Annotated in this window: 20 protein-coding genes and 1 tRNA gene; 15 read left to right on the top strand and 6 right to left on the bottom strand. The window is 43.1% G+C overall.

Features of this window, described 5'->3' with window-relative positions; genetic code table 11:
- Window positions 1-52: 52 nt before the first annotated feature.
- Window positions 53-1,195: an NADP-specific glutamate dehydrogenase gene (gdhA, locus tag R8O11_RS23285; RefSeq protein ID WP_318194502.1), complete on the bottom strand. Its 1,143-nt coding sequence runs from the start codon at window positions 1,193-1,195 to the stop codon at window positions 53-55.
- 305 nt (window positions 1,196-1,500) lie between these two features.
- Between gdhA and R8O11_RS23280 the strand changes: the two genes are divergently transcribed.
- Both R8O11_RS23280 and R8O11_RS23275 read left to right on the top strand, forming a co-directional pair.
- Window positions 1,501-2,511: a DUF2804 domain-containing protein gene (locus R8O11_RS23280; protein ID WP_053307607.1), complete on the top strand. Its 1,011-nt coding sequence runs from the start codon at window positions 1,501-1,503 to the stop codon at window positions 2,509-2,511.
- A 7-nt stretch (window positions 2,512-2,518) separates the two neighbouring features.
- Window positions 2,519-3,376, top strand: a complete 858-nt coding sequence (locus tag R8O11_RS23275) for a sterol desaturase family protein (RefSeq protein WP_005373167.1) — start codon at window positions 2,519-2,521, stop codon at window positions 3,374-3,376.
- A 15-nt stretch (window positions 3,377-3,391) separates the two neighbouring features.
- Here the strand turns inward: R8O11_RS23275 and R8O11_RS23270 are convergent.
- Window positions 3,392-3,466: transfer RNA gene (locus tag R8O11_RS23270), tRNA-Gly, on the bottom strand.
- 371 nt (window positions 3,467-3,837) lie between these two features.
- Here R8O11_RS23270 and R8O11_RS23265 point away from each other — a divergent pair.
- From R8O11_RS23265 to R8O11_RS23255, 3 genes are all read left to right on the top strand, one after another.
- Window positions 3,838-4,356: a DUF4136 domain-containing protein gene (locus R8O11_RS23265; RefSeq protein WP_318194501.1), complete on the top strand. Its 519-nt coding sequence runs from the start codon at window positions 3,838-3,840 to the stop codon at window positions 4,354-4,356.
- Between the two features lie 87 nt (window positions 4,357-4,443).
- A complete protein-coding gene (locus R8O11_RS23260; RefSeq protein WP_318194500.1) occupies window positions 4,444-4,881 on the top strand; it encodes a hypothetical protein in 438 nt (145 codons plus the stop codon).
- A gap of 51 nt (window positions 4,882-4,932) precedes the next feature.
- Window positions 4,933-5,613 (top strand): DedA family protein, encoded by a 681-nt coding sequence (locus tag R8O11_RS23255; RefSeq protein ID WP_017820317.1) that lies wholly within the window; start codon window positions 4,933-4,935, stop codon window positions 5,611-5,613.
- A gap of 124 nt (window positions 5,614-5,737) precedes the next feature.
- Here R8O11_RS23255 and R8O11_RS23250 read toward each other — a convergent pair whose 3' ends face one another.
- The 3 genes from R8O11_RS23250 to R8O11_RS23240 all read right to left on the bottom strand — a co-directional run bounded on the left by R8O11_RS23250 (window position 5,738) and on the right by R8O11_RS23240 (window position 7,576).
- Window positions 5,738-6,061, bottom strand: coding sequence for a hypothetical protein (locus R8O11_RS23250; RefSeq protein WP_042522561.1), 324 nt, complete (start codon window positions 6,059-6,061; stop codon window positions 5,738-5,740).
- Window positions 6,062-6,147: 86 nt separating this feature from the next.
- Entirely contained in the window at window positions 6,148-6,606 is a 459-nt protein-coding gene (locus R8O11_RS23245) for a hypothetical protein (protein WP_017633653.1), read from the bottom strand.
- Window positions 6,607-6,934: 328 nt separating this feature from the next.
- The gene (locus R8O11_RS23240) at window positions 6,935-7,576 is read right to left on the bottom strand and encodes a murein L,D-transpeptidase catalytic domain family protein (RefSeq protein WP_005373154.1); all 642 of its coding nucleotides are present in this window, start codon (window positions 7,574-7,576) and stop codon (window positions 6,935-6,937) included.
- A gap of 867 nt (window positions 7,577-8,443) precedes the next feature.
- Between R8O11_RS23240 and R8O11_RS23235 the strand changes: the two genes are divergently transcribed.
- Window positions 8,444-9,019, top strand: coding sequence for an imm11 family protein (locus tag R8O11_RS23235; RefSeq protein WP_318194499.1), 576 nt, complete (start codon window positions 8,444-8,446; stop codon window positions 9,017-9,019).
- A 139-nt stretch (window positions 9,020-9,158) separates the two neighbouring features.
- Here the strand turns inward: R8O11_RS23235 and R8O11_RS23230 are convergent, their stop codons facing one another.
- Entirely contained in the window at window positions 9,159-11,519 is a 2,361-nt protein-coding gene (locus R8O11_RS23230; protein WP_154204298.1) for an EAL domain-containing protein, read from the bottom strand.
- Window positions 11,520-11,992: 473 nt separating this feature from the next.
- On the opposite strand from R8O11_RS23230, the gene rbsD reads away from it, so the two are divergent.
- From rbsD to R8O11_RS23185, 9 genes are all read left to right on the top strand, one after another.
- Complete coding sequence (gene rbsD / locus R8O11_RS23225; protein WP_005382620.1) at window positions 11,993-12,412, top strand: D-ribose pyranase; 420 nt, start codon at window positions 11,993-11,995, stop codon at window positions 12,410-12,412.
- A 23-nt stretch (window positions 12,413-12,435) separates the two neighbouring features.
- Complete coding sequence (gene rbsA, locus R8O11_RS23220; protein WP_005373147.1) at window positions 12,436-13,941, top strand: ribose ABC transporter ATP-binding protein RbsA; 1,506 nt, start codon at window positions 12,436-12,438, stop codon at window positions 13,939-13,941.
- Window positions 13,938-14,921 carry a ribose ABC transporter permease gene (gene rbsC, locus R8O11_RS23215; RefSeq protein ID WP_318194498.1) on the top strand — a complete coding sequence of 328 codons (984 nt, stop codon included), beginning with the start codon at window positions 13,938-13,940 and terminating at the stop codon, window positions 14,919-14,921. The genes rbsA and rbsC overlap by 4 nt, the downstream gene beginning before the upstream one ends.
- A gap of 87 nt (window positions 14,922-15,008) precedes the next feature.
- Window positions 15,009-15,887, top strand: coding sequence for a ribose ABC transporter substrate-binding protein RbsB (gene rbsB / locus R8O11_RS23210; RefSeq protein WP_005373143.1), 879 nt, complete (start codon window positions 15,009-15,011; stop codon window positions 15,885-15,887).
- A gap of 222 nt (window positions 15,888-16,109) precedes the next feature.
- The gene (gene rbsK, locus R8O11_RS23205) at window positions 16,110-17,027 is read left to right on the top strand and encodes a ribokinase (protein WP_005373140.1); all 918 of its coding nucleotides are present in this window, start codon (window positions 16,110-16,112) and stop codon (window positions 17,025-17,027) included.
- 35 nt (window positions 17,028-17,062) lie between these two features.
- Entirely contained in the window at window positions 17,063-18,070 is a 1,008-nt protein-coding gene (locus R8O11_RS23200) for a substrate-binding domain-containing protein (protein ID WP_318194497.1), read from the top strand.
- 230 nt (window positions 18,071-18,300) lie between these two features.
- Window positions 18,301-18,519 carry a hypothetical protein gene (locus R8O11_RS23195; protein ID WP_005499106.1) on the top strand — a complete coding sequence of 73 codons (219 nt, stop codon included), beginning with the start codon at window positions 18,301-18,303 and terminating at the stop codon, window positions 18,517-18,519.
- Between the two features lie 160 nt (window positions 18,520-18,679).
- Entirely contained in the window at window positions 18,680-19,411 is a 732-nt protein-coding gene (gene pnuC, locus R8O11_RS23190) for a nicotinamide riboside transporter PnuC (RefSeq protein ID WP_025767870.1), read from the top strand.
- 10 nt (window positions 19,412-19,421) lie between these two features.
- Window positions 19,422-20,153, top strand: a complete 732-nt coding sequence (locus tag R8O11_RS23185) for a nucleoside phosphorylase (RefSeq protein WP_137282702.1) — start codon at window positions 19,422-19,424, stop codon at window positions 20,151-20,153.
- Window positions 20,154-20,292: the final 139 nt, after the last annotated feature.

Here is a 20,292-nt window from a genome sequence, read left to right as displayed (position 1 = left end):
CCGAAACCCAGTATATCGTTTAAAATACAAACGATTTAGCTAGTGTTCGCTCTCAAGTTGAATTCCGCAACAAAGCCGCTTTTGCAGGCCCATAAGCTATGTCCGAGTCCACGATAATATTGGCAGCATCACGGGTGGTTGGCATGTTCGCCCCTTCACTAATCAAAATACATCCGTTTTCGATAAGAGCCAGTGCGTCGTCTGACGTTAATTCATTTTGAGTCGCACAAGGGAAGGCAGCATCAGCCTGATATCGCCAAACAGCATGTCCTTCATTAGGATAGTCGCCCTCTGGTGTGTATTCTGCTTCAGGGTAAGTTTCTAAATATTCTTCTAAGCTTGCTCTTTTCACTTCTTTCAGTTGTTTTAGGAGCTTAAGATCAATACCGTGCTCATGATAGATCGTACCTCGAGAGTCGCTGCATGTAACTGGCGTTGCTCCCATATGGTACAGTTTTTCAATGGCGTAGATAGCCACGTTGCCAGCACCAGAAACGAGGCAAGTTTTCCCTTTCAATGAATCGTTGCGGTCGTTGAGCATGCACTCTGCAAAATAGACGGCGCCATATCCTGTCGCTTCTTTTCTGGCGAGTGAGCCACCCCAAAGCAGACTCTTGCCTGTAAGCACACCTTCGTAGCGGCCCGTCAATCGTTTGTATTGACCAAACATATAGCCAATTTCGCGCGCCCCGACACCGATATCGCCTGCGGGCACATCGGTGGTAGGACCGATGTGACGGTACAACTCGTTCATAAATGATTGGCAAAATCGCATGATCTCGCCGTCGGATTTTCCTTTAGGATCGAAGTTTGAACCGCCTTTGCCGCCACCGATAGGAAGGCCAGTCAGTGCGTTTTTAAAGATTTGCTCAAAGCCGAGAAATTTTATGATGCTCGCATTGACTGAGTGATGGAATCTCAATCCTCCTTTGTACGGCCCCAAAGCAGAGTTGAATTCAACTCGATAACCTTTGTTTACTTGTACATTTCCAGCATCATCAACCCAAGGAACTCGAAACATGATTTGACGTTCTGGCTCGACGATCCTCTGGATAATCGCTTGTTCCTTATATTTATTATTGCCTTCTATTACCGGCGCGAGAGAAGTTAATACTTCTTCTACCGCTTGGTAAAATTCTTTTTGCGCAGGGCTACTGTGTTGCAACGCAACAATAGTATCGTGTATGTATGACATAGATTTCTTCCTTGATGTGAATAGGCAATCAGTTTATATGAATGTATTTCCATTAAATAGTGATTTTGACCAAGATTCAATGGTTGTAGTGGTCTTTCCTGCGGATGAGAATGTGCAGCTTCTAACCCAGGCAGTGTTGGTTGAGATAGGTAGGGCGAGCTAAGTAAGCGGGTGGTTGAGTGATCAGTTTCACATATAACAAGCAGAAATCACTTTAGTCGATGTTGTTGTGCAGTTACGCAAATTGTTTATGTTAACGTCATGTTAAAGTTTTGGTGTGTGATAACTTGTGAAAAGACAACTATATGGATGAGCTTAAGGTTCTGAACTCGTTTATTCAGCAGAATGGTCTACCAGCGTTTGGCCACCTTGATGGAATTCCAACATCGTTACAGCTAGATAAATTTACTTACCTCGATGAGATGGATAAGCCAGTGTCTAAGTGGCGCCGTTACCGCGATTATAAGCAGTTTCAGTTCGTCAATTTGGTCACACCTGATTACGTCATTGGAGTAGCGATTGCTGATATACGGTATTTAGCATCCGGCTTTTGCTACCTGTTTGATATTAAAAAGAATAAGTTGATTGAGCAACAATGGTTGAAACCTTTTAATATAGGTTATCAAACTCAGCCTTCCAGTTGGTGCAGTCTTGCCCATCTTGCTAACAAAAGAGTTCAGTTTTCTATTAAGGATGGTATTTGGCACGTCCACTTTGTGACAGAGTCAGTCAATGCGGATCTCTATTTACGTCCAGAAAACATGAGTTTGCCATTAATGTTGTGTACGCCAACAGGTTATGCGGGTTGGACATATACTCAGAAGCACAATGCGTTAGCAGTAGACGGTAACTTGTTCATATTAGGAAAAGAGCAAGATCTTTCAGAGGTGGCTGCTGGTTACGATTTTTCCGCTGGGTACATGCGGCGAGAAACAAGTTGGCGCTGGGCGAGTATCAATTGCTTTGAGGATGACAGGCGTCTGGGGTTGAACTTGGCAGCTGGCGTTAATGAAACTGGCTATTGCGAAAATGTATTGTGGATTAATGGTCAGCGTCACTTTTTGCAACCTGTGCAGTTTCAGTTTTCACGAAGTGATGAAGGGCAAAAGTGGCATATTACGTCTGAAGATAAACGAGTTAACTTACAGTTCACGCCTTTGAATCGACGCTCAGAGAAGAAAAATTTTTGGCTTCTCAAAAGTAACTTTCGTCAGTATATCGGTTATTTCTCTGGCTATCTTATCGATGGAAATGGCATCAAACATCAGTTAGAAGAAGTTATGGGTCTTACTGAAGATCACTATGCAAAATGGTAGAAACACAATGGATTGGACGCAGTTGATGGACCGCCCAGAATTACTTCTGATGATTCTGGCTCCAGTTTTCTTTTTCTGCATGCTTGCCGAATATTGGTTCGGACAAAGAAGGGGACGCTTGCCTGAAAGCGCGACGTATTACTTCCCTGAAGTAGCGTGTAATTTTGTTCTTGCGGGCTTACACCAAGCGACAGACATACTCACGGGTTTACTGATTGCTCAGTTGTATTTGTGGTGGTTTGATTGGCGTTTGTTTGATATCGAAATGAGCGTCTCAGCTTTTCTTTTACTTGTTGTCCTGCAAGATTTTTTCTATTACTGGTTTCATCGGGCTAGCCATCGTATTCGTTGGATGTGGGCCGCGCACGTTGTTCATCACAGTTCGGAAAGAATGAACTTCAGTACCGCATTTCGTCAAAGTTTAATGTATCCGCTAGCGGGGATGTGGATTTTTTGGTTGCCCTTGGTGATTATTGGTTTTGAGCCAAAATGGGTTGTCTTCGTTGTGTTGTTTAATCTGGGCTTACAGTTTTTTGTTCACACCCAATCAATTCGTTCGCTCGGGCCACTAGAGTGGGTATTTAACACGCCGTCTCATCATCGCGTTCATCATGGTGTGAACCGTCAGTACATCGACAAAAATTATGCGGGTGTATTAATTATTTGGGATCGAATGTTCGGAACGTTTGAACCAGAGGTGGAAACGGTTCGATATGGGGTTTCTAAACCTGTAAACAGCTTTAATCCCATCCGCGTGACGTTTGCAGAATGGAAAGACATGTTTTATGACGTAACTCGACCAAACTTATCATGGAAACAACGCTGCCGCCGTTTGTTCGCTCCGCCATCGGATTTTTATGAGTAAATTGGATAAAGAGATTGGAGCGGGCAGCGGGAATCGAACCCGCATCATCAGCTTGGAAGGCTGAGGTAATAGCCATTATACGATGCCCGCGCATCGATAGGACTCAGTTAATATGCCACACTGCACGAAAAAGAAAAGTCTTTTCTCATCAAATGTTTGTCAGTTGCCTAAAAAAGTAGCGGACTGATGTTAAAGTGTTCATTGTCTCTGGTTTTTTGTGGCACTCGCGATTCTGCTACTAAGCCTAGGGGCTTCCAATTAGGTCGTAAACACCGAATTCTTAGGTGTTTAGATGTTGATGATATTCAAGATTTTCTGTGTAAAGGTTAATCTCGTTTATTGAACAGTCACGTTTCATGGTCAAGACTAGATATTGAAATGATTACTTTTTACTGTTGATGCGTATGTATAACACAGGGTAATTCTGCTGAAACAGTCAGCTTAACCAAAGGAGATTTAACATGGTGAGAGGTTTGATATTAGGGCTGGTGGTGATGCTGGTATCTGCTTGTACTACCGTTACAACCGATGTAGATAAACAAGCCGACTTTTCAGCTTACAGAACGTTTGACTTCGGTGCTCAGGCGGAAGCTCCTACCAGTATTGATGGTCGACGTATTGAGCAAGGGCTTGCTGAACAGCTTGAGGGTAAGGGTTTAATTAAGGTAAATAGTGGCGGTGACCTTTACGTACATCATGATATCGTAGAAGAATCCGAGCTTGTTTCTTCAGGATCGTCGGTGAGCTTTGGCTATGGCTGGAATAGCTTTGGTGTGATCACTTCAAGCCCAGAAAGATATAAAGAACGTAAGTATGGGAAGTTGGTGGTTGAACTGGTTGATGCAAAGGCTAATCAAGTCGTTTGGAAAGGCGTTTCAAGTCGTAAACTGTCTGAGTCAATGAGCTCTGAGAAAAGAGAATCTCTCATCCAAGAAGAAATCGCGAAGATGTTTGAAAGCTACCCTTACGGTGAAAAATAATTAGTATTCTTAACGATTAAGAATACTAATTGCCAATAGTTACGCACAGGGTTAAAAGAACTTATTATTTTGGTTTTGGTTACCTTTGTGCGTACGACTCTGATTGCTTTACTCGGACTACTTTTCTGCTTGCTGGCTCCGAGCATGAGCCTGCCGCACTCACACCCAAATTTTCTTTCCGTTCATAACCAGAATATCGCTGTTGACGCTAAGTCGAAGCGCTTTTCAGAACATCCTATCTCTCCAATACAACAAGACTATCCGAGTTTAAACAGCCGGAACATATTGAGGGTTAGCCATGCTAAGGAAATGAGCTCGAACGACGATGTAGAACCCGAATGGTTTGAAATGCTTGATGTAGCATGGTGGGCGCATCGTTCGGCAATTTACTCGATGAAGCGGCTAAAACGCATCGGCATTGAGACTTTAGGTTGTTGTATTGAAAGTATTTTTACTCACTTTAAATACAGAATCGGAGTGAGAAAAGAATCGAATTTCATATACCGCTTTATACATGCTCGCTAACACATTCCATGTTTTTGCAACTTTTTGGTTAATTATGCTTAGGAGCGGTTTATGTTTGATTCGATCATTCAGGTCTTGAGTGCTTTTTGGCATCAAGATTTCACGGCGTTAATGGCGCCAGGCAGTGCAGGTTTGGTTTATTTTGTTGTTGCTGTGATTATCTTTTTGGAAAGTGGTTTTATTCCTGCTGCACCTTTCCCATGCGACAGTGTCGTCGTATTATCCGGTACGCTGGCGGCGGTTGGCGTCCTTGACCCAATTATGATCATGTTGGTGATAGCTGTTAGTGCGGGGTTGGGAAGTTGGGCGGCTTATTTACAAGGCAAGTGGCTAAATCGCTTACCTAAGGTCCAAGGCTGGGTGAGTGCGGTTCCTCAAAAGCGTTTGGAACAAGTCGACGTATTACTCAGTAAACATGGATTGATTGCGCTTTTGTGCGCGCGGTTTATTCCGGTTGTTCGTTCCCTATTGCCATTAATGATGGGGTTGCGAGTGAAACGTATTAGTAAATTCCATTACTTTGCGTGGCTGAGTGCGATTTTATGGACGCTGATATTATGCGGTTTCGGTTCATTACTTCCTTTGCTACCGGAAAATATGAGCAAAGCAATCACAATGCTATTAATGGCGGCACCAATAATTACTCTTGTGATTGGAGTGCTTAGTTTCTTGTTTGTTAAAGCACGTCGAGCGTTCTGTAAACCCAAGGATGTGTCTGAGTTTTCTCAGTAAGTTTACTTGATTTGCACTTTTAAGCTTGTATGCAGATTAGACATCTAATCGACAGGCTTTTGTCAGTAAAAAGAAAGGCGCATACATTGCGCCTTTCTTTTTGAGTGTCGTTAGGGTTTCGAATTTAATAGCCAATGCTATATAGGTATTCGCCAACTTCTTTGCACTGAGACTTGTAGATGTTCTCTACTTCAGACTCATTCTTATCTGCTGCTTTAAATTCGAGTTCGGCAGACGATAGCTGGTCAAAGCTGTAGTCTCTCTCAGACATTAAGTAGTGTCTGAACATCGCTCTGTGTTCCGGAACTGCAATACGTGCGTTAGAAACGTTGGCACACTCTAACAGAGTGTCGTTACTCATTTCTTCTGGCTTAGTTTCTGTGTTTGCAAAGGTTGAGCCCGCTGAAAATAGTAATGCTAGTGCGATGGTTGTAGCGATTCTTGTCATTATATGGACCTCAAATTGGTTCTAGTAACAATGAGCATATTGGCTCTTATCGTTACATTTTCGTGTTCTCTGTATGTCATAAAAAGTTAAACAACAGAGAAGGCGTTGCGACCATGAGTAAAGACGTACATTAAGTTCGCTTCCTTTCTTCCTGAGAGGCGATAAAGAGAGCGTTGACTCATGAGTCCGCCATAACTGTCTAGAGGTAAGCGAGATGCTTGTTTTGCCAACTCCAGTAGTGGTGGAGAAGAGAAAGCAATAAGTAAAAAATAATCAGGAGTAAAATCTGATGATAAAACGCCATCAGTAGCTGATGTTCGGCGACAGGAGACAAGCCCGAACAACTCGCGCTTTATATGTAGGTAGTAACTTTCTGAACCCCAAGAGCTCAGAGAAGCTGAGGCATGAAAATCAGTGTGTGCTAGCTCAAAATCGTCTTGTTGAGAGAGTTTAAGTAGGCGCTCGGAAGTGTAATGTTTGGTGTGGTGCCACTCATGCGCATATGAAGCTGTGATGAGCCCTGAGAGCAGGGACAAAGAAAGCATCAATAATATACGGTGTAGATAACGCAAGAAGTAACCCTAAACATATAAAGCCACAGTTACCCACCATGATTAAGGAATCTTAGTGGAACTATGATAACGATGAAAGCCAGTGTCTGATGAACTCAGCGTATACTAACGAGATGGAAGGGGGATGAACAGAGTTTTCTGATCGCACTTAGGTATATTAGCGAATAACACAATAGTTTTCGCTTTCGAGTAAGCGAAAATGGAAAGAGAGTCGTTGCACAAGGACGATTAAGCTAACAGGATTATTACTGGGGAAGAAATAGAATCTTCTTTTTTCTTCCCCATATGTGTCGCATCGGTATTACGCGCTTGCGTAAATAACGCTGCCGCCTTTTATAGTGTCAATGATCTCGCGAGACAACTTCTCTGGCAAAGCAGGGCAACCCCAACTGCGTCCGAGGTATCCATTCTTCTTGATGAAGGAAGGGTTTGCGTAATCGGCACCGTGCACGACAATGTAACGCTCGCGAGCTTTGTCGTTTAATCCAGAGCTTAGCCCATCTAATCGAAGTGAATAGCCATTTGAGCCGTAGTAAGTGGTATCAGTCAAAAAAGTGCCCAATGATGTTTTTCGCGAGTTCACGACATTTGAAAACTGTGTCGCTGTTTTCTTTCCGCTGTTCACGCCGTGAGAAACATACGTATTGTAGATTAGCTTCTTTTTATCTAAATCAACCACATAAAAACGCTTTTCAGTTGATGGTTTACTATAGTCGATGATCGTTAGTACCGACTTCTTTCTATCGGGTGTCTTCTGATAAGCGATGTAAGCGTCACTGAACAACTTAAAGTCTACTATGCCATCTAGCTTGGCTTGTTTAAACACATGTTCAACTTGCTTTGGTCGTAAATGATCCCTGGGTTCGTTATCTGATTGTTTTGCAAAAGCAAAAGGTGAGACAGACAACAGCGCACATGTAAATAATAAAATTAACTTTTTCATCTTGGCTAAATAAAACTCTATGGTGTTACAAATTTACCGATTGCTTCATGCATTCGTTAAAACAACATGCACATCAATATAATTCTATTCCCAATGTTTCTTATTGCACGCTTAGGTGCTTAATATTGGGTTGACGATAAGTTTTCGAGTTAAAAACTAACTAATTGAAACTTATAAAAAATATGAAGTTTAACGATGATTTCTATAAACTTCGGCGTAAATAATATCTGATATATGTAATTAATAAAACTGTGTTTAAGGATATTTGTGAAGTTGCTAATTTATAAAAACGGCGTTTTATTTTTCGTACTTTAGAAACTCTTTTTATTTCAATGTGTTTTCTTTTTCTACGCTTTATCCAATACCTCAAAAGTTTGTGATTTAACTCGTAACAAATCGTAACGCCGAATCGTTATGTGTATAAATGCATTTATAATGTATGAATAAACAACAGGGTGGTAAGAAAAGGCAGTAAAACAGCGGTTAATCGGTTGTTTTTAATTCACGATTGACAAAGCTAAGTCTAAGTCGTACAAAAATTGAACTTGTGAATGTATCGTTTAAGTGAGAGTGATGAGCTCGACAAAAGTGAAGTGATGCGTGCTATTGTTTATTCTCTAACTTATTCGATTACATAAGGAAGGTACATAGTAAAAATTGAAAAAATAATTCTATCGTGTGGATTAAAATATATAAATAATAAAACTTAGAAATTAAAAGATAAGAACGCCAGATATTAATTCATTAAATTTTTGAACATGAAAGTAAACTCTATCTATTATGTTTGGTTTGGTTTGGTTTGGTTTGGTTTGGTGTGAAAGCGCTCGTCTCATTAAGAAAAGCGCTCAAATTTATTTAAGGACGGTTATGACAGCATTTAATAAAGTGTTTATTGTCACTCCCAATGTTAATGATTTTGCAATGTTGCAAGAGTCGCCATTGGAAATGTCTCTTCAAGTAACGGCAAGCAAACCTATCCAACTCTATGGAGAGTCTGTTAAAGCCAGTTGGAAAAGTATTGATATTGAATGGTTAGACGTTATGGGTGAAAAGCCATTGCCCAGGCCTGATATTGCAGCATGGGGATCTTTTACTCTTGCTGTATCCGCTTCTATTGCGGATAAGCTCGATGTGTTGAGCGAGAATGTCGAATTTTTACCATTAAATCTACAAGGAAAGCCTTGGCGAGCATTAAACATTGTCACTCAAATTGATGCCATTGATACCTCTGCTACCGAGTATAATCTTCGTCATGGTAAGCTAAGTCGTGCTAGACCGTTTAAGAAACTCGTTTTGAATAGAGAAGCCGTTAATGAGTCTGACTTGTTCAGAGTAAAAGGTGCTGGGCTCAGAACGTTTTGCACGTACAAAAAAGGTGGCTTGTACGATAGCGTCAAAGCGCTGAATTTGACCGGTTTGGATTTCAAGGAAGTGCTGGTTTAAAAACGAATAAATAGTAATTTACTCAACTAAAGTCATAGATATAGGTATGGGGGAACAAAAGCTGAGCATCTATCAATGAAGCTCATATACAGCTAAATACAGCCGCCACAGTTGTGACTGCTGTACTTCTCCCCTTAACTTATGTTCTTGAAACCCTAATTGAGCTGACCATGGACGCATCAAATCGACTGTCGTCATTTGCCGATTGCCACCACAAGCTCAATTGTTCTTTAGTCATTGGTTTGCCAAATAAATAGCCTTGCATATAGTCGCAGCGGTATGCCGATAGCCATTCATGCATCATATTGTGTTCAATACCTTCTGCTGTAACCGTTTTATTTTGGGCATGGCATAGCTCAATAATAGGTTTGATCACATGGCCGTTGTTGGTGTTCATCAATGTAACGAGGAACTCTCGATCAAATTTGATTTTTTGAACCGGATACTGAACGAGCTGAGTTAACGATGTGTAACCAGAACCAAAGTCATCAATTGCAAGACGGTAGCCACGTTTTGATAGCTCATCAAGTAGAGCCGTGCCTTGTTGTTCTGCGGCAAAGGTTTCGGTTATTTCTATCTCAATACATTCTGGTTTAACACTGTGCAGTGTCGCTTGTTCATGGATGTAGTTTGCCATTTCTATCGAGTTTAGCTCTGCTGATGAAAGATTGACCGAAAGAACAATATCCTTACCGAAAATATTCCTTAATTGATGGTATTCCGCCGTTGCATTGGCGAAAACCCAGCGGTCAATTTTATCAAATAATCCGGCTTGCTCTGCAATTGGAATAAACTCCTTTGGAGGGATAGGGCCGATACCTTCGGCTTCCCAGCGCAACAAGACTTCTAACCCCTCAATTTCGTTGCTTCGATTGTTCATATAGGGTTGAAAAACAAGGTGAAATTCTTCCTCTACATTGCTTTTTCGGAGCGCACGTTCAAGTTGACTTCGTCTTTGAGACTCAATATTGAGAGCGGCTGAATAATAGGCGTATTGATTTTTCCCTGCCCGTTTTGCTTGATACATAGCCGCATCGGCACTGGAGAGTAACTTCGCGATGTCAGTACCGTCTTGAGGATATTGTGCAATACCTACGCTTGCCGTAACGGGAAATGAATTACTCCAAGATGAACTGAGATTACTAATCGGTTTTAGTAACTCTGATGCAAGCAAATCAGGCAAGCGTTTTACCTCTTGATTTGAGCTCAGCAAAATTGCAAATTCGTCACCAGATAACCTGGCGGCAAAGCAGGGGCTGTTGTAATCGTGCGAGAACTTTTGACAAGCATTCTTGATGTGTGATGAGAACACTTTTAATAAGTTATCTCCCAATTCATGCCCGTATTTATCATTCACGTATTTAAAGTTATCAAGATCGACGTAAACAACCCACAGAAACTGCGAAGGGGAGATAAGTTCACGAGTGGCAAGCTCATGAAAACGATGGCGATTGGCGAGTTGCGTCAGGTGATCCGTTTCAGCTAGGCGTTTTGTCTTTTTATAGATGACATTAAGTTCCTCATACATATCAAAAAAGCGTGCAGAGAGGCGCCCTATTTCATCGTTTGTTTCTAGCTTTTCAATATTGTCACGTTGATTAGATTCAAGTTCGTTCAGCTGCTTATCAAGTCGAGAGACAGGGCGCAACACATAGCGGTACAACACCAAAATGATTAATGTGATAGTGAAAAACGCCGCTACGCCAAAGGAGAAAGCAAGTTCTAGCCACACTTTATCGACTTTATTCCACATTAAATATTCGGCAGGAGAAAGCACGGCATAAAAGTGCGGCAGCAGCTCAATGGTTTGAGCGAGAGGAATATCAAGATAAATGGGTTTGTCGGCGAAAGTAATCACGCTGTGCGTGTCAAACTCGATTTCATGCTTAATCTCGTTAAAGGCTTCAAGTGATACGGAAACTACCACAAAAAACACATTTTTTGAGTCAAAGCTCAAAGGGTGAGTCCCCGTTCTTTTGTCGACGACCTCATATTGAAGAAGAATGCTTTGTCCACTGGAGTTATAAATAAAGCCAGTGTGACTGAAAGCCTCTCTCTCATTGAAACTTCGTGATATGTACTCTAACACCTTTGGGTCGACCACACCTGATGATTCGTAATATTTGTTTTCTGTGTAGTAGAGAAGGTTTTGTTTGCCGTCGAGGATCGCCATGCTCGCATCGCCTTTGTAACCATGGCTCAATACTTCAGCGGTCTCGTCTAATCGGTTAAACAAGACTCGTTCACGATAGGGGTTGTTATGATTAACCAAATAGTCTTGTAATACATCACTTTTACTGAGCGTATAGGCATAACTATTAAGAAAAATATTCGCTTGTCGAAACTGCCCGGCGAGCTTTTCCATTTGCAACTGAATATAGCTGTCTTCCCGCTTGATGAGCGTCACTTTTTGAATGCTATAAATAATATAGCTAGATACTAACGCGCTTAATAAGATCACTGGCGCGACAAGCAAAATGACTCTATTGCTTAACTTCATTATGGTTCTTAGTTTCCGTTTGTGTCCCTACAAACGTCGCGTACCAGGTAAGGTACTGAACGGATGATGTGTTTTGGCAAATTGTAACCAGATTGTAAGGTGAGCGTTCTCCAAAATCAGGCAGCTATCTAAGAATTGTGATGACGTGAAAGGTTTCGAGCTTATTAACTAGAGGTTTTCTCAGTAGTTGGACGTCTCTTTTCCTTCCTCCCTGTATAAAACCTAACCTTAATGACAGGGAAATACCGTCATCGAAACGTTTCGATGATAAAGTGTGACTCAAGTGCACTTTTCCTATTCAATGACAATTGAATTACAGATCATTCTCACACCTTATCGATCTCACACTGGTCAAATTGCGATGACGAATTATTATTTCATCGAAACGTTTCGATGAGTTTTCTGTTAATAACGAAAACACTTTAAAACAGGCGCTCATGGTTGTATGAACGTGTAACCGAAAGGTCGATGAGATGAAAAAAAGTACCCTAATTAACTCAGATATTTCTTACTTGGTGGCGACGCTAGGCCACACCGACGAGATCACGATATGTGATGCTGGTCTACCAATCCCAGAGCATGTTCAGCGAATCGATTTGGCGCTAACGCATGGGGTACCAAGTTTTCTTGATACTGTTCGCGTAATTCTATCTGAGTCCCAAATCGAAGGGGTCATCATTGCGGAAGAGTTCTCTGATGCAAGCCCAGTTTTGCATGAAGCGTTGCTCAACGAACTGAGCAAAGAGAGTGAAGAAACGGGCAAATCTATTGAGGTGAGCTACGTGTCACATGAAGCGTTTAAAGCACGCACGGCCCAAAGTCGCGCTATCGTAAGAACGGGCGAATGCTCGCCATATGCGAACGTTATTTTCCAAGCGGGCGTGGTTTTTTAAGCCAGAGATATTGAGGACAGATTATGACTCAAGCCATTCTACAACTAAGCGAAATTGAGAAGGCGTTTCCGGGCGTAAAAGCACTCGACAAAGCAAGCCTGAATGTTTATCCAGGCCGTGTTATGGCGCTGATGGGTGAAAATGGAGCAGGCAAGTCAACGTTAATGAAGGTGTTGACAGGCATTTACCACATGGATGCGGGGAGCATTCAATATCAAGGTCAGCCGGCGGCCTTTAAAGGGCCACGCGATTCACAGGAAGCTGGTATTAGCATTATTCACCAAGAGCTGAACCTGATTCCTGAACTGACGATTGCCGAAAATATTTACTTGGGACGAGAGTTCACTGGCTCCTTAGGGCGTATCCAGTGGGGCAAAATGTATGACGAAGCTGACAAGCTTTTAAAACGTCTGAATGTAAAGCACTCATCAAAAACATTGCTTGGCGATTTAAGCCTTGGTGAACAACAAATGGTGGAAATTGCAAAGGCACTTTCGTTTGAGTCGAAAGTCATCATTATGGATGAGCCAACGGACGCATTGACCGATACCGAAACGGAATCACTATTTAAAGTGATTAATGAACTTCGCGAGCAAGGATGCGGCATCGTATACATTTCGCATCGTCTTAAAGAAATCTTTGAAATCTGTGACGACATTACCGTGCTTCGTGATGGTAAGTTTATCGGTGAGTGCAAGGTGTCCGACACTGATGAAGATGGCCTAATTGAAATGATGGTTGGCCGAAAATTAGAAGAGCAATATCCACGTATTGATGTCCAACATGGCGAAACTTGTCTTGAAGTCATTGGTTTGACTGGGTCTGGCGTTCAGGATGTGAGCTTTACTCTCAAGCGTGGTGAGATTCTTGGAATTTCTGGCTTGATGGGCGCAGGCCGCACTGAACTCATGAAAGTCATTTACGGCGCATTACCTAGTGAGCATGGTGTTATCAATCTTGATAACAAAACTATTAACCCGGTTAGCCCGCAAGATGGTTTGGCAAATGGTATCGCTTACATCTCTGAAGATCGCAAAGGCGATGGTTTGGTTTTAGGTCTTTCGGTTAAGGAGAACATGTCACTTTGTTCGCTAAACCAGCTGACCAAAGGCTTCCAGATTCAACACAGCGACGAAGTGATTGCTGTGGAAGATTTTATTAAGTTATTCAACATTAAAACCCCAACGCGAGATCAAATCATCGGCAACTTATCTGGTGGTAACCAGCAAAAAGTTGCGATAGCGAAAGGGTTAATGACGAAGCCTAAAGTTCTGATTCTGGATGAGCCGACACGTGGTGTTGATGTCGGAGCAAAAAAAGAGATTTATCAGCTCATCAACAAGTTTAAGGCCGAAGGCATGAGCATCATCTTGGTTTCTTCCGAGATGCCTGAAGTGCTCGGCATGAGCGACCGTATTTTAGTGATGCATGAAGGTCGTATCACTGGCGAATTTGATGCGAAAGACGCCGATCAAGAAAAATTACTCGCCTGTGCCGTAGGCAAAGAGATCAATGAGGAAGCAGCATGAGTACGAATACCATGAGCAAACCAACCGAAACTGGCAACAAGAAGTTGTTCACAAAAGAGTGGCTGATTGAACAAAAATCACTGATAGCTCTGATCTTTCTGATCGTTGTTGTGTCATTTTTGAACCCGAACTTCTTTACGGTCGACAACATTCTCAACATTCTTCGTCAAACCTCCGTGAATGCCATTATCGCAGTGGGTATGACATTAGTTATTTTAACAGCAGGCATCGACTTAAGTGTTGGTTCGGTATTGGCGTTGTGTGGTGCCTTTGCGGCAAGCATGATTGCGTTTGAAGTCCCGGTGCTGGTGGCGGTTCCCACTGCTTTACTTGCGGGCGCAGCGTTAGGTGCGATCAGCGGTATCATTATTGCGAAGGGCAAGGTGCAGGCATTTATCGCTACGCTGGTTACCATGACGTTACTACGTGGTGTGACCATGGTGTACACCGAAGGTCGACCAATCTCGACAGGCTTTACTGACACCGCGGATGCGTTCGCATGGTTTGGTACTGGCTACGCGCTAGGCATTCCGGTTCCTGTTTGGTTAATGGTGGTTGTGTTTGCAGCGGCTTGGTATTTACTTAACCACACGCGCTTTGGTCGCTATGTTTACGCACTAGGCGGCAATGAGTCTGCGACTCGCCTATCAGGTATCAATGTAGACCGAGTGAAGATTGGTGTCTACGCCATCTGCGGTATGTTAGCAGCGCTTGCAGGCATTATTGTAACGTCTCGTCTTTCTTCGGCGCAGCCAACAGCGGGTATGGGCTACGAGCTAGACGCTATCGCAGCGGTTGTTCTTGGCGGTACCAGCTTGATGGGCGGTAAAGGTCGTATCATGGGTACCTTGATTGGTGCGCTGATCATCGGTTTCTTGAACAATGCACTTAACCTACTTGATGTTTCTTCCTACTACCAAATGATTGCAAAAGCAGTGGTTATCTTGCTTGCGGTATTGGTAGACAACAAAAACAAGTAATTCATAACAATCTGTATATATAAAACAGTGAATACAAACCGAGTCAGGAGACGTGTACTGGCTCACCCTACACAAAGGACTAGAACGATGAAAAAACTTGCAACTCTTATCTCTGCTGCACTTCTTTCTTCAACCGTATCGGTAGCGGCGCAAGCTCAAGATACCATGGCGATTGTGGTTTCGACGCTAAACAACCCGTTCTTCGTAACGATGAAAGACGGTGCGGAAGCAAAAGCGAAAGAATTGGGGTACGACTTAATTGTACTGGACTCGCAAAATGACCCGAGTAAAGAACTGTCGAACATCGAGGATTTAAGTATTCGCGGCGTAAAAGCAATTCTTATCAACCCAACGGATTCTGATGCAGTGTCTAATGCAATTCGTATGGCGAACCGTTCTAAGATCCCTGTGTTGACATTAGACCGTGGTGCAAGCCGTGGTGAAGTCGTTAGTCACATCGCGTCGGACAACGTAATTGGTGGTGAAATGGCAGGCCACTACATCATGGAAAAAGTCGGCGAAAAAGCAAAAGTCATTCAACTTGAAGGTATTGCGGGCACATCGGCAGCGCGTGAGCGCGGTGAAGGCTTTATGAATGCCGTGAAGGGCAGCGATATGGATCTTCTTGCTAGCCAACCAGCTGACTTTGACCGCACAAAAGGTCTAAACGTAATGGAAAACCTGCTAGCGGCTAACCCGGATGTACAAGCGGTATTTGCACAGAATGATGAAATGGCGCTAGGTGCACTTCGCGCAGTTCAAGCTTCTGGCAAAGATGTCGTTATCGTTGGTTTTGATGGTACGGAAGACGGCATTGCAGCAGTTAACCGTGGCAAACTAGCGGCAACTATTGCTCAGCAACCAGACCTTATCGGTGCTTTAGGTGTTGAAACGGCTGACAAAGTTTTGAAAGGTGAAGAAGTAGAAGAGTACATCCCAGTACCACTAAAAGTAGTCACTAAGTAAGTTTTAAGTTCAATAAATCATCCTAATTTTTGCTCTCTCCTCCGTTTATATCTGTCGTTTAGGAGGTGAGGGCAAACTTACCCAAAATACTGCAAAGTGTGGGGTATAGATGCCTTTGACTTTTTATCGAGACTCCTTCATCAGGAAGAGAAGTTAAAGTCATCTAATGTATTTTCCTAAACAGTTTTTAAAAAGGGTTCATTCAGAACCGAGGATAACCGTATGAATAAGTTAGTGGTGTTAGGTAGTGTAAACGCTGACCATGTTCTTCAAGTGCCTTCTTTCCCTCGCCCAGGCGAGACGCTGCATGGTCGCAACTATCAAGTTATCCCAGGTGGCAAAGGTGCCAACCAAGCCGTCGCGGCGGCGCGATTAAATGCAGACATAGGTTTTATCGCTTGTGTGGGCGACGACTCATTCGGCATTAACATTCGCGAAAACTTCAAAATGGACGGCATCGATATCACTGGTGTGAAGATGCAGCCAAATTGCCCGACAGGTATCGCGATGATTCAAGTGTCGGACAGTGGTGAGAACAGCATTTGCATTTCAGCTGAAGCAAACGCCAAACTGACAGCAGAAGCGATTGAGCCAGATTTAGAGCGTATTCGCCAAGCAGATTACTTGCTAATGCAATTGGAAACGCCGATGTGCGGCATTGAGAAAGCCGCGCGAATCGCGAAAGATGCCAAAACCAATGTCATTCTGAACCCAGCGCCAGCTCGCGAACTGTCAGATGAATTACTGTCTTACATTGACGTGATTACGCCAAATGAAACGGAAGCTGAAGTTCTGACAGGTATTACTGTAACAGACAACGAAAGCGCGCAAGAAGCGGCGAATGTGCTACATGGTAAAGGTATAGAAATTGTCATGATCACACTCGGTGCAAAAGGCGTTTGGTTAAGCCAAAACGGTCGAGGCGAAATCATCTCGGGTTTCCGCGTTGAAGCGACGGATACTACCGCTGCGGGCGATACATTTAATGGGGCATTCGTCACTGGTCTCCTAGAAGATTTACCTTTAGAATCAGCGATTAAGTTTGCACATGCGGCGGCTGCAATTTCTGTGACCCGCTTTGGCGCGCAAACGTCGATTCCAACCCGCGAAGAGGTGGACGCGTTTCTCGCTGAACAATAAGGCGCACAACGCCTCATTAAAATAGGAGTAGTAACATGGCGACGATGAAAGACATCGCAAAACTGGCAGGGGTTTCCACTTCAACAGTGAGCCATGTTATTAACAAGACGCGTTTTGTGAGCGAAGAGATCTCTGAACGCGTTAACAATGCCGCAAAAGAGCTTAACTACTACGCGCCCTCTGCGTTGGCGCGTAGCCTCAAAGTCAATCGTACCAAAACCATTGGTATGCTCGTGACAACCTCAACCAACCCATTCTTTGGCGAAGTCGTAAAAGGCGTAGAGCGTAGCTGTTACCAAAAAGGCTACAGCCTCATTTTATGTAACACCGAGGGTGATAACGAACGTATGCGTCAATCCATTAATACGCTATTGCAAAAGCGTGTCGATGGTTTGATCTTGATGTGCTCGTCGCTAGAAGGAGAGCGTATCGATGTATTTGAGCGTTACCCAGATATCCCAGTTGTGGTAATGGACTGGGGGCCGATGCTATTTACAAGCGATAAAATCCAAGACAACTCACTTCGTGGCGGTTACTTAGCGGCGAAATACTTAATTGATTGCGGCCATACCGAAATTGGGTGCATCACTGGCCCTTTGATTAAACACCAAGCGCAAATGCGATACGAAGGTTACAAGCGAGCAATGAACGAAGCTGGCTTGGAATTTAATGCCAATTGGATCATTGAATCGGACTTCGAGTGTGAGGGTGGGTATCAAGCGTTCAAAAAAATGGCTCAGCGTGGCGCATTACCTAGCTCGATTTTCGTCTGTAACGATATGATGGCGATGGGGGTGATTAACGCCGCAAATGAGCTCGATATTAAAGTGCCGGACGACCTGTCCATTATTGGTTACGATGACATCCATATCGCGAAATTTATGTCGCCATCGCTAACTACCATTCATCAGCCTAAGTACCGTTTGGGGCAGGCTGCCGTTGAGACTCTTGTCCGAAGACTGGACGACAAATCTAACGACGCTCAAATCGTTCAACTGGAACCAACATTGGTTGTACGCAACAGTGTGACGAATTTCTCTTAATTAAAAACAAACGCATGGTTAACAAATTTAGTGCATATAATTTATAAAAAATGGGCTAAAAAATAAATAAGCATGCAAAACAGATGTTCGAATTTATTAACTCAACATTTGAAAAGTGTGATTTTTTGCGAGTAACTCGAAAGATTTCGTGTCGATAGTGCTTAAAAAGCTTATTATTAATAAAGCCTATAATTAGATTTATAAATTATTGAGATGAATGGAAAATCTTTATGTTAGTTAAGAGATATGCACAGTATTCAGTAAAGAGGCCGTGGTTTCACCGTTTCAATATTTCACTAGTATTAACGGTGTTTGTTGTGAGTGTTTATGAACTACTTGCGAATGAAGAGTATGTATACTTGGCTGGCGTGGTGTTTACATTTGCTTCGACTTTACTGTTCGCGTCAGCATCGACGTTCAAAAAGCGCTACCTAGGACACGAGTCCTAGTTCATTTGGAATGAATAATTGAGATAAATAGGTACTTTCAAGTAAGTAATGAATCTGAATTATGATCGAGTGCATCAAGAGGAGGACAAATGTCCTCCTTTTTGTTGGGGATCACGCTCTAATATAAGCGTATTCCAAACAAAATAATAAAGGACATGTTATGGACCTCTTTGCCTTACTCGATATTAATAATACTCTCGTTAACATTCCGATCGGCGACGGCTACGCAATGAGTTGGATCGAAGCTTTTGGTACCGTTTTTGGACTGCTTTGCATTTGGTTTGCCAGCCAAGAAAAAACCATCAACTACTTATTCGGTTTGCTGAATGTCACGCTTTTTGCCGTTATCTTTTTTCAAATTCAGTTATACGGATTATTGCTTCTTCAATTGTTTTTCTTCTGTGCGAACATTTACGGCTGGTATGCGTGGACCCGTCCAAACGCACAAGGTGAAACGCTGGAAGTTCGCTGGTTAAATAAACAGAAACTTATTACTACTGCCTCTATTAGCGTTGCATGTATCGCATTATTAACGATCTATATCGACCCATTTTTCTTTGCGCTAGCAAACATTGCTGTTGATAGCTTGAATCTCTTTGGTGCTGGCTTGGCTGAACCGGTGCTTGAACCTGACGCGTTCCCGTTCTGGGATGCAACCATGACAGTACTGTCTGTTGTTGCACAAATTCTGATGACACGTAAATACGTCGAAAACTGGATTCTATGGGTCGTGATTAACATTATCAGTGTGGGTATCTACGCGACGCAAGGTGTTTACGCAATGTCTGTTCAGTACGCGATTCTTATGTTCATCGCTGCCAATGGCACGCGTGAATGGGCTCGTAGCGCTAAGCGCAATGGCGATAAAACCTTAGCGCACGCTGCTGCTTAAGGAACGAAGAATGGCCAAACAACCTCATATCGGAGTGGATGAAACACAAATCGCTCCCTTCGTTATTGTATGCGGCGAGCCAGATCGAGCGAATCGTATCGCGGCATTATTTGATGATGCAGAAATGGTGTCGGAAAACCGCGAGTACCGTGTGTTTACCGGCAACTACAAAGGCAAGCCTGTTTCAGTGTGTAGTACAGGTATAGGTGCGCCATCGATGATCATCGCAGTGGAAGAGCTAAAACAGTGCGGTGTGACTCATGTGGTACGCGTTGGATCGGCGGGGGCAATGCAATCAGGCATTCATCTTGGCGAGTTGATCATTGCCGAAGGCGCGGTAAGAGATGAGGGCGGCTCTAAAGCGTATGTCGATTCGTCTTATCCAGCCTACGCAAGCTTTTCACTGTTAAAGGAAGTTGAGCGTTACTTGTCGATGCAAAAAGTGCATTATCATTTTGGTGTGGTGCGTTCTCACGACAGTTTCTATACCGATGACGAGGATGCAATATGCCAACATTGGAACAAGAAAGGCATCTTAGGTGCAGATATGGAAACCTCTGCGCTGTTTACGGTCGGTCGACTACGAGGCCTTCATGTGGCTTCGATATTAAACAACGTGGTGCTGTATCAACAAGATGTGAAAGAAGGGGTTGGTCAGTACGTTGATGAGGCCAAAGTAATGATGCAAGGTGAGAAGAGTGCCGCGATTACGGCATTAGAAGCCTTGGTTGCTCAGCGTTAGCCAGTCTCTATCTCAGTAAGTCACATAAACAGAATAGATGTAAAGCGACAGGTCACTGTCGCTTTTTTATTTTTCAGCCCTAAACCACCTACTTCAGTAGGTGGTTATCATCCGTTTCGGCTTTGCCTGTAAAACTACT

It is taken from the genome of Vibrio sp. 1288, from assembly GCF_033344475.1.
The sequence above is the reverse complement of the archived record's forward strand: the minus strand, read 5'-3'. Positions and strand labels throughout refer to the sequence as shown.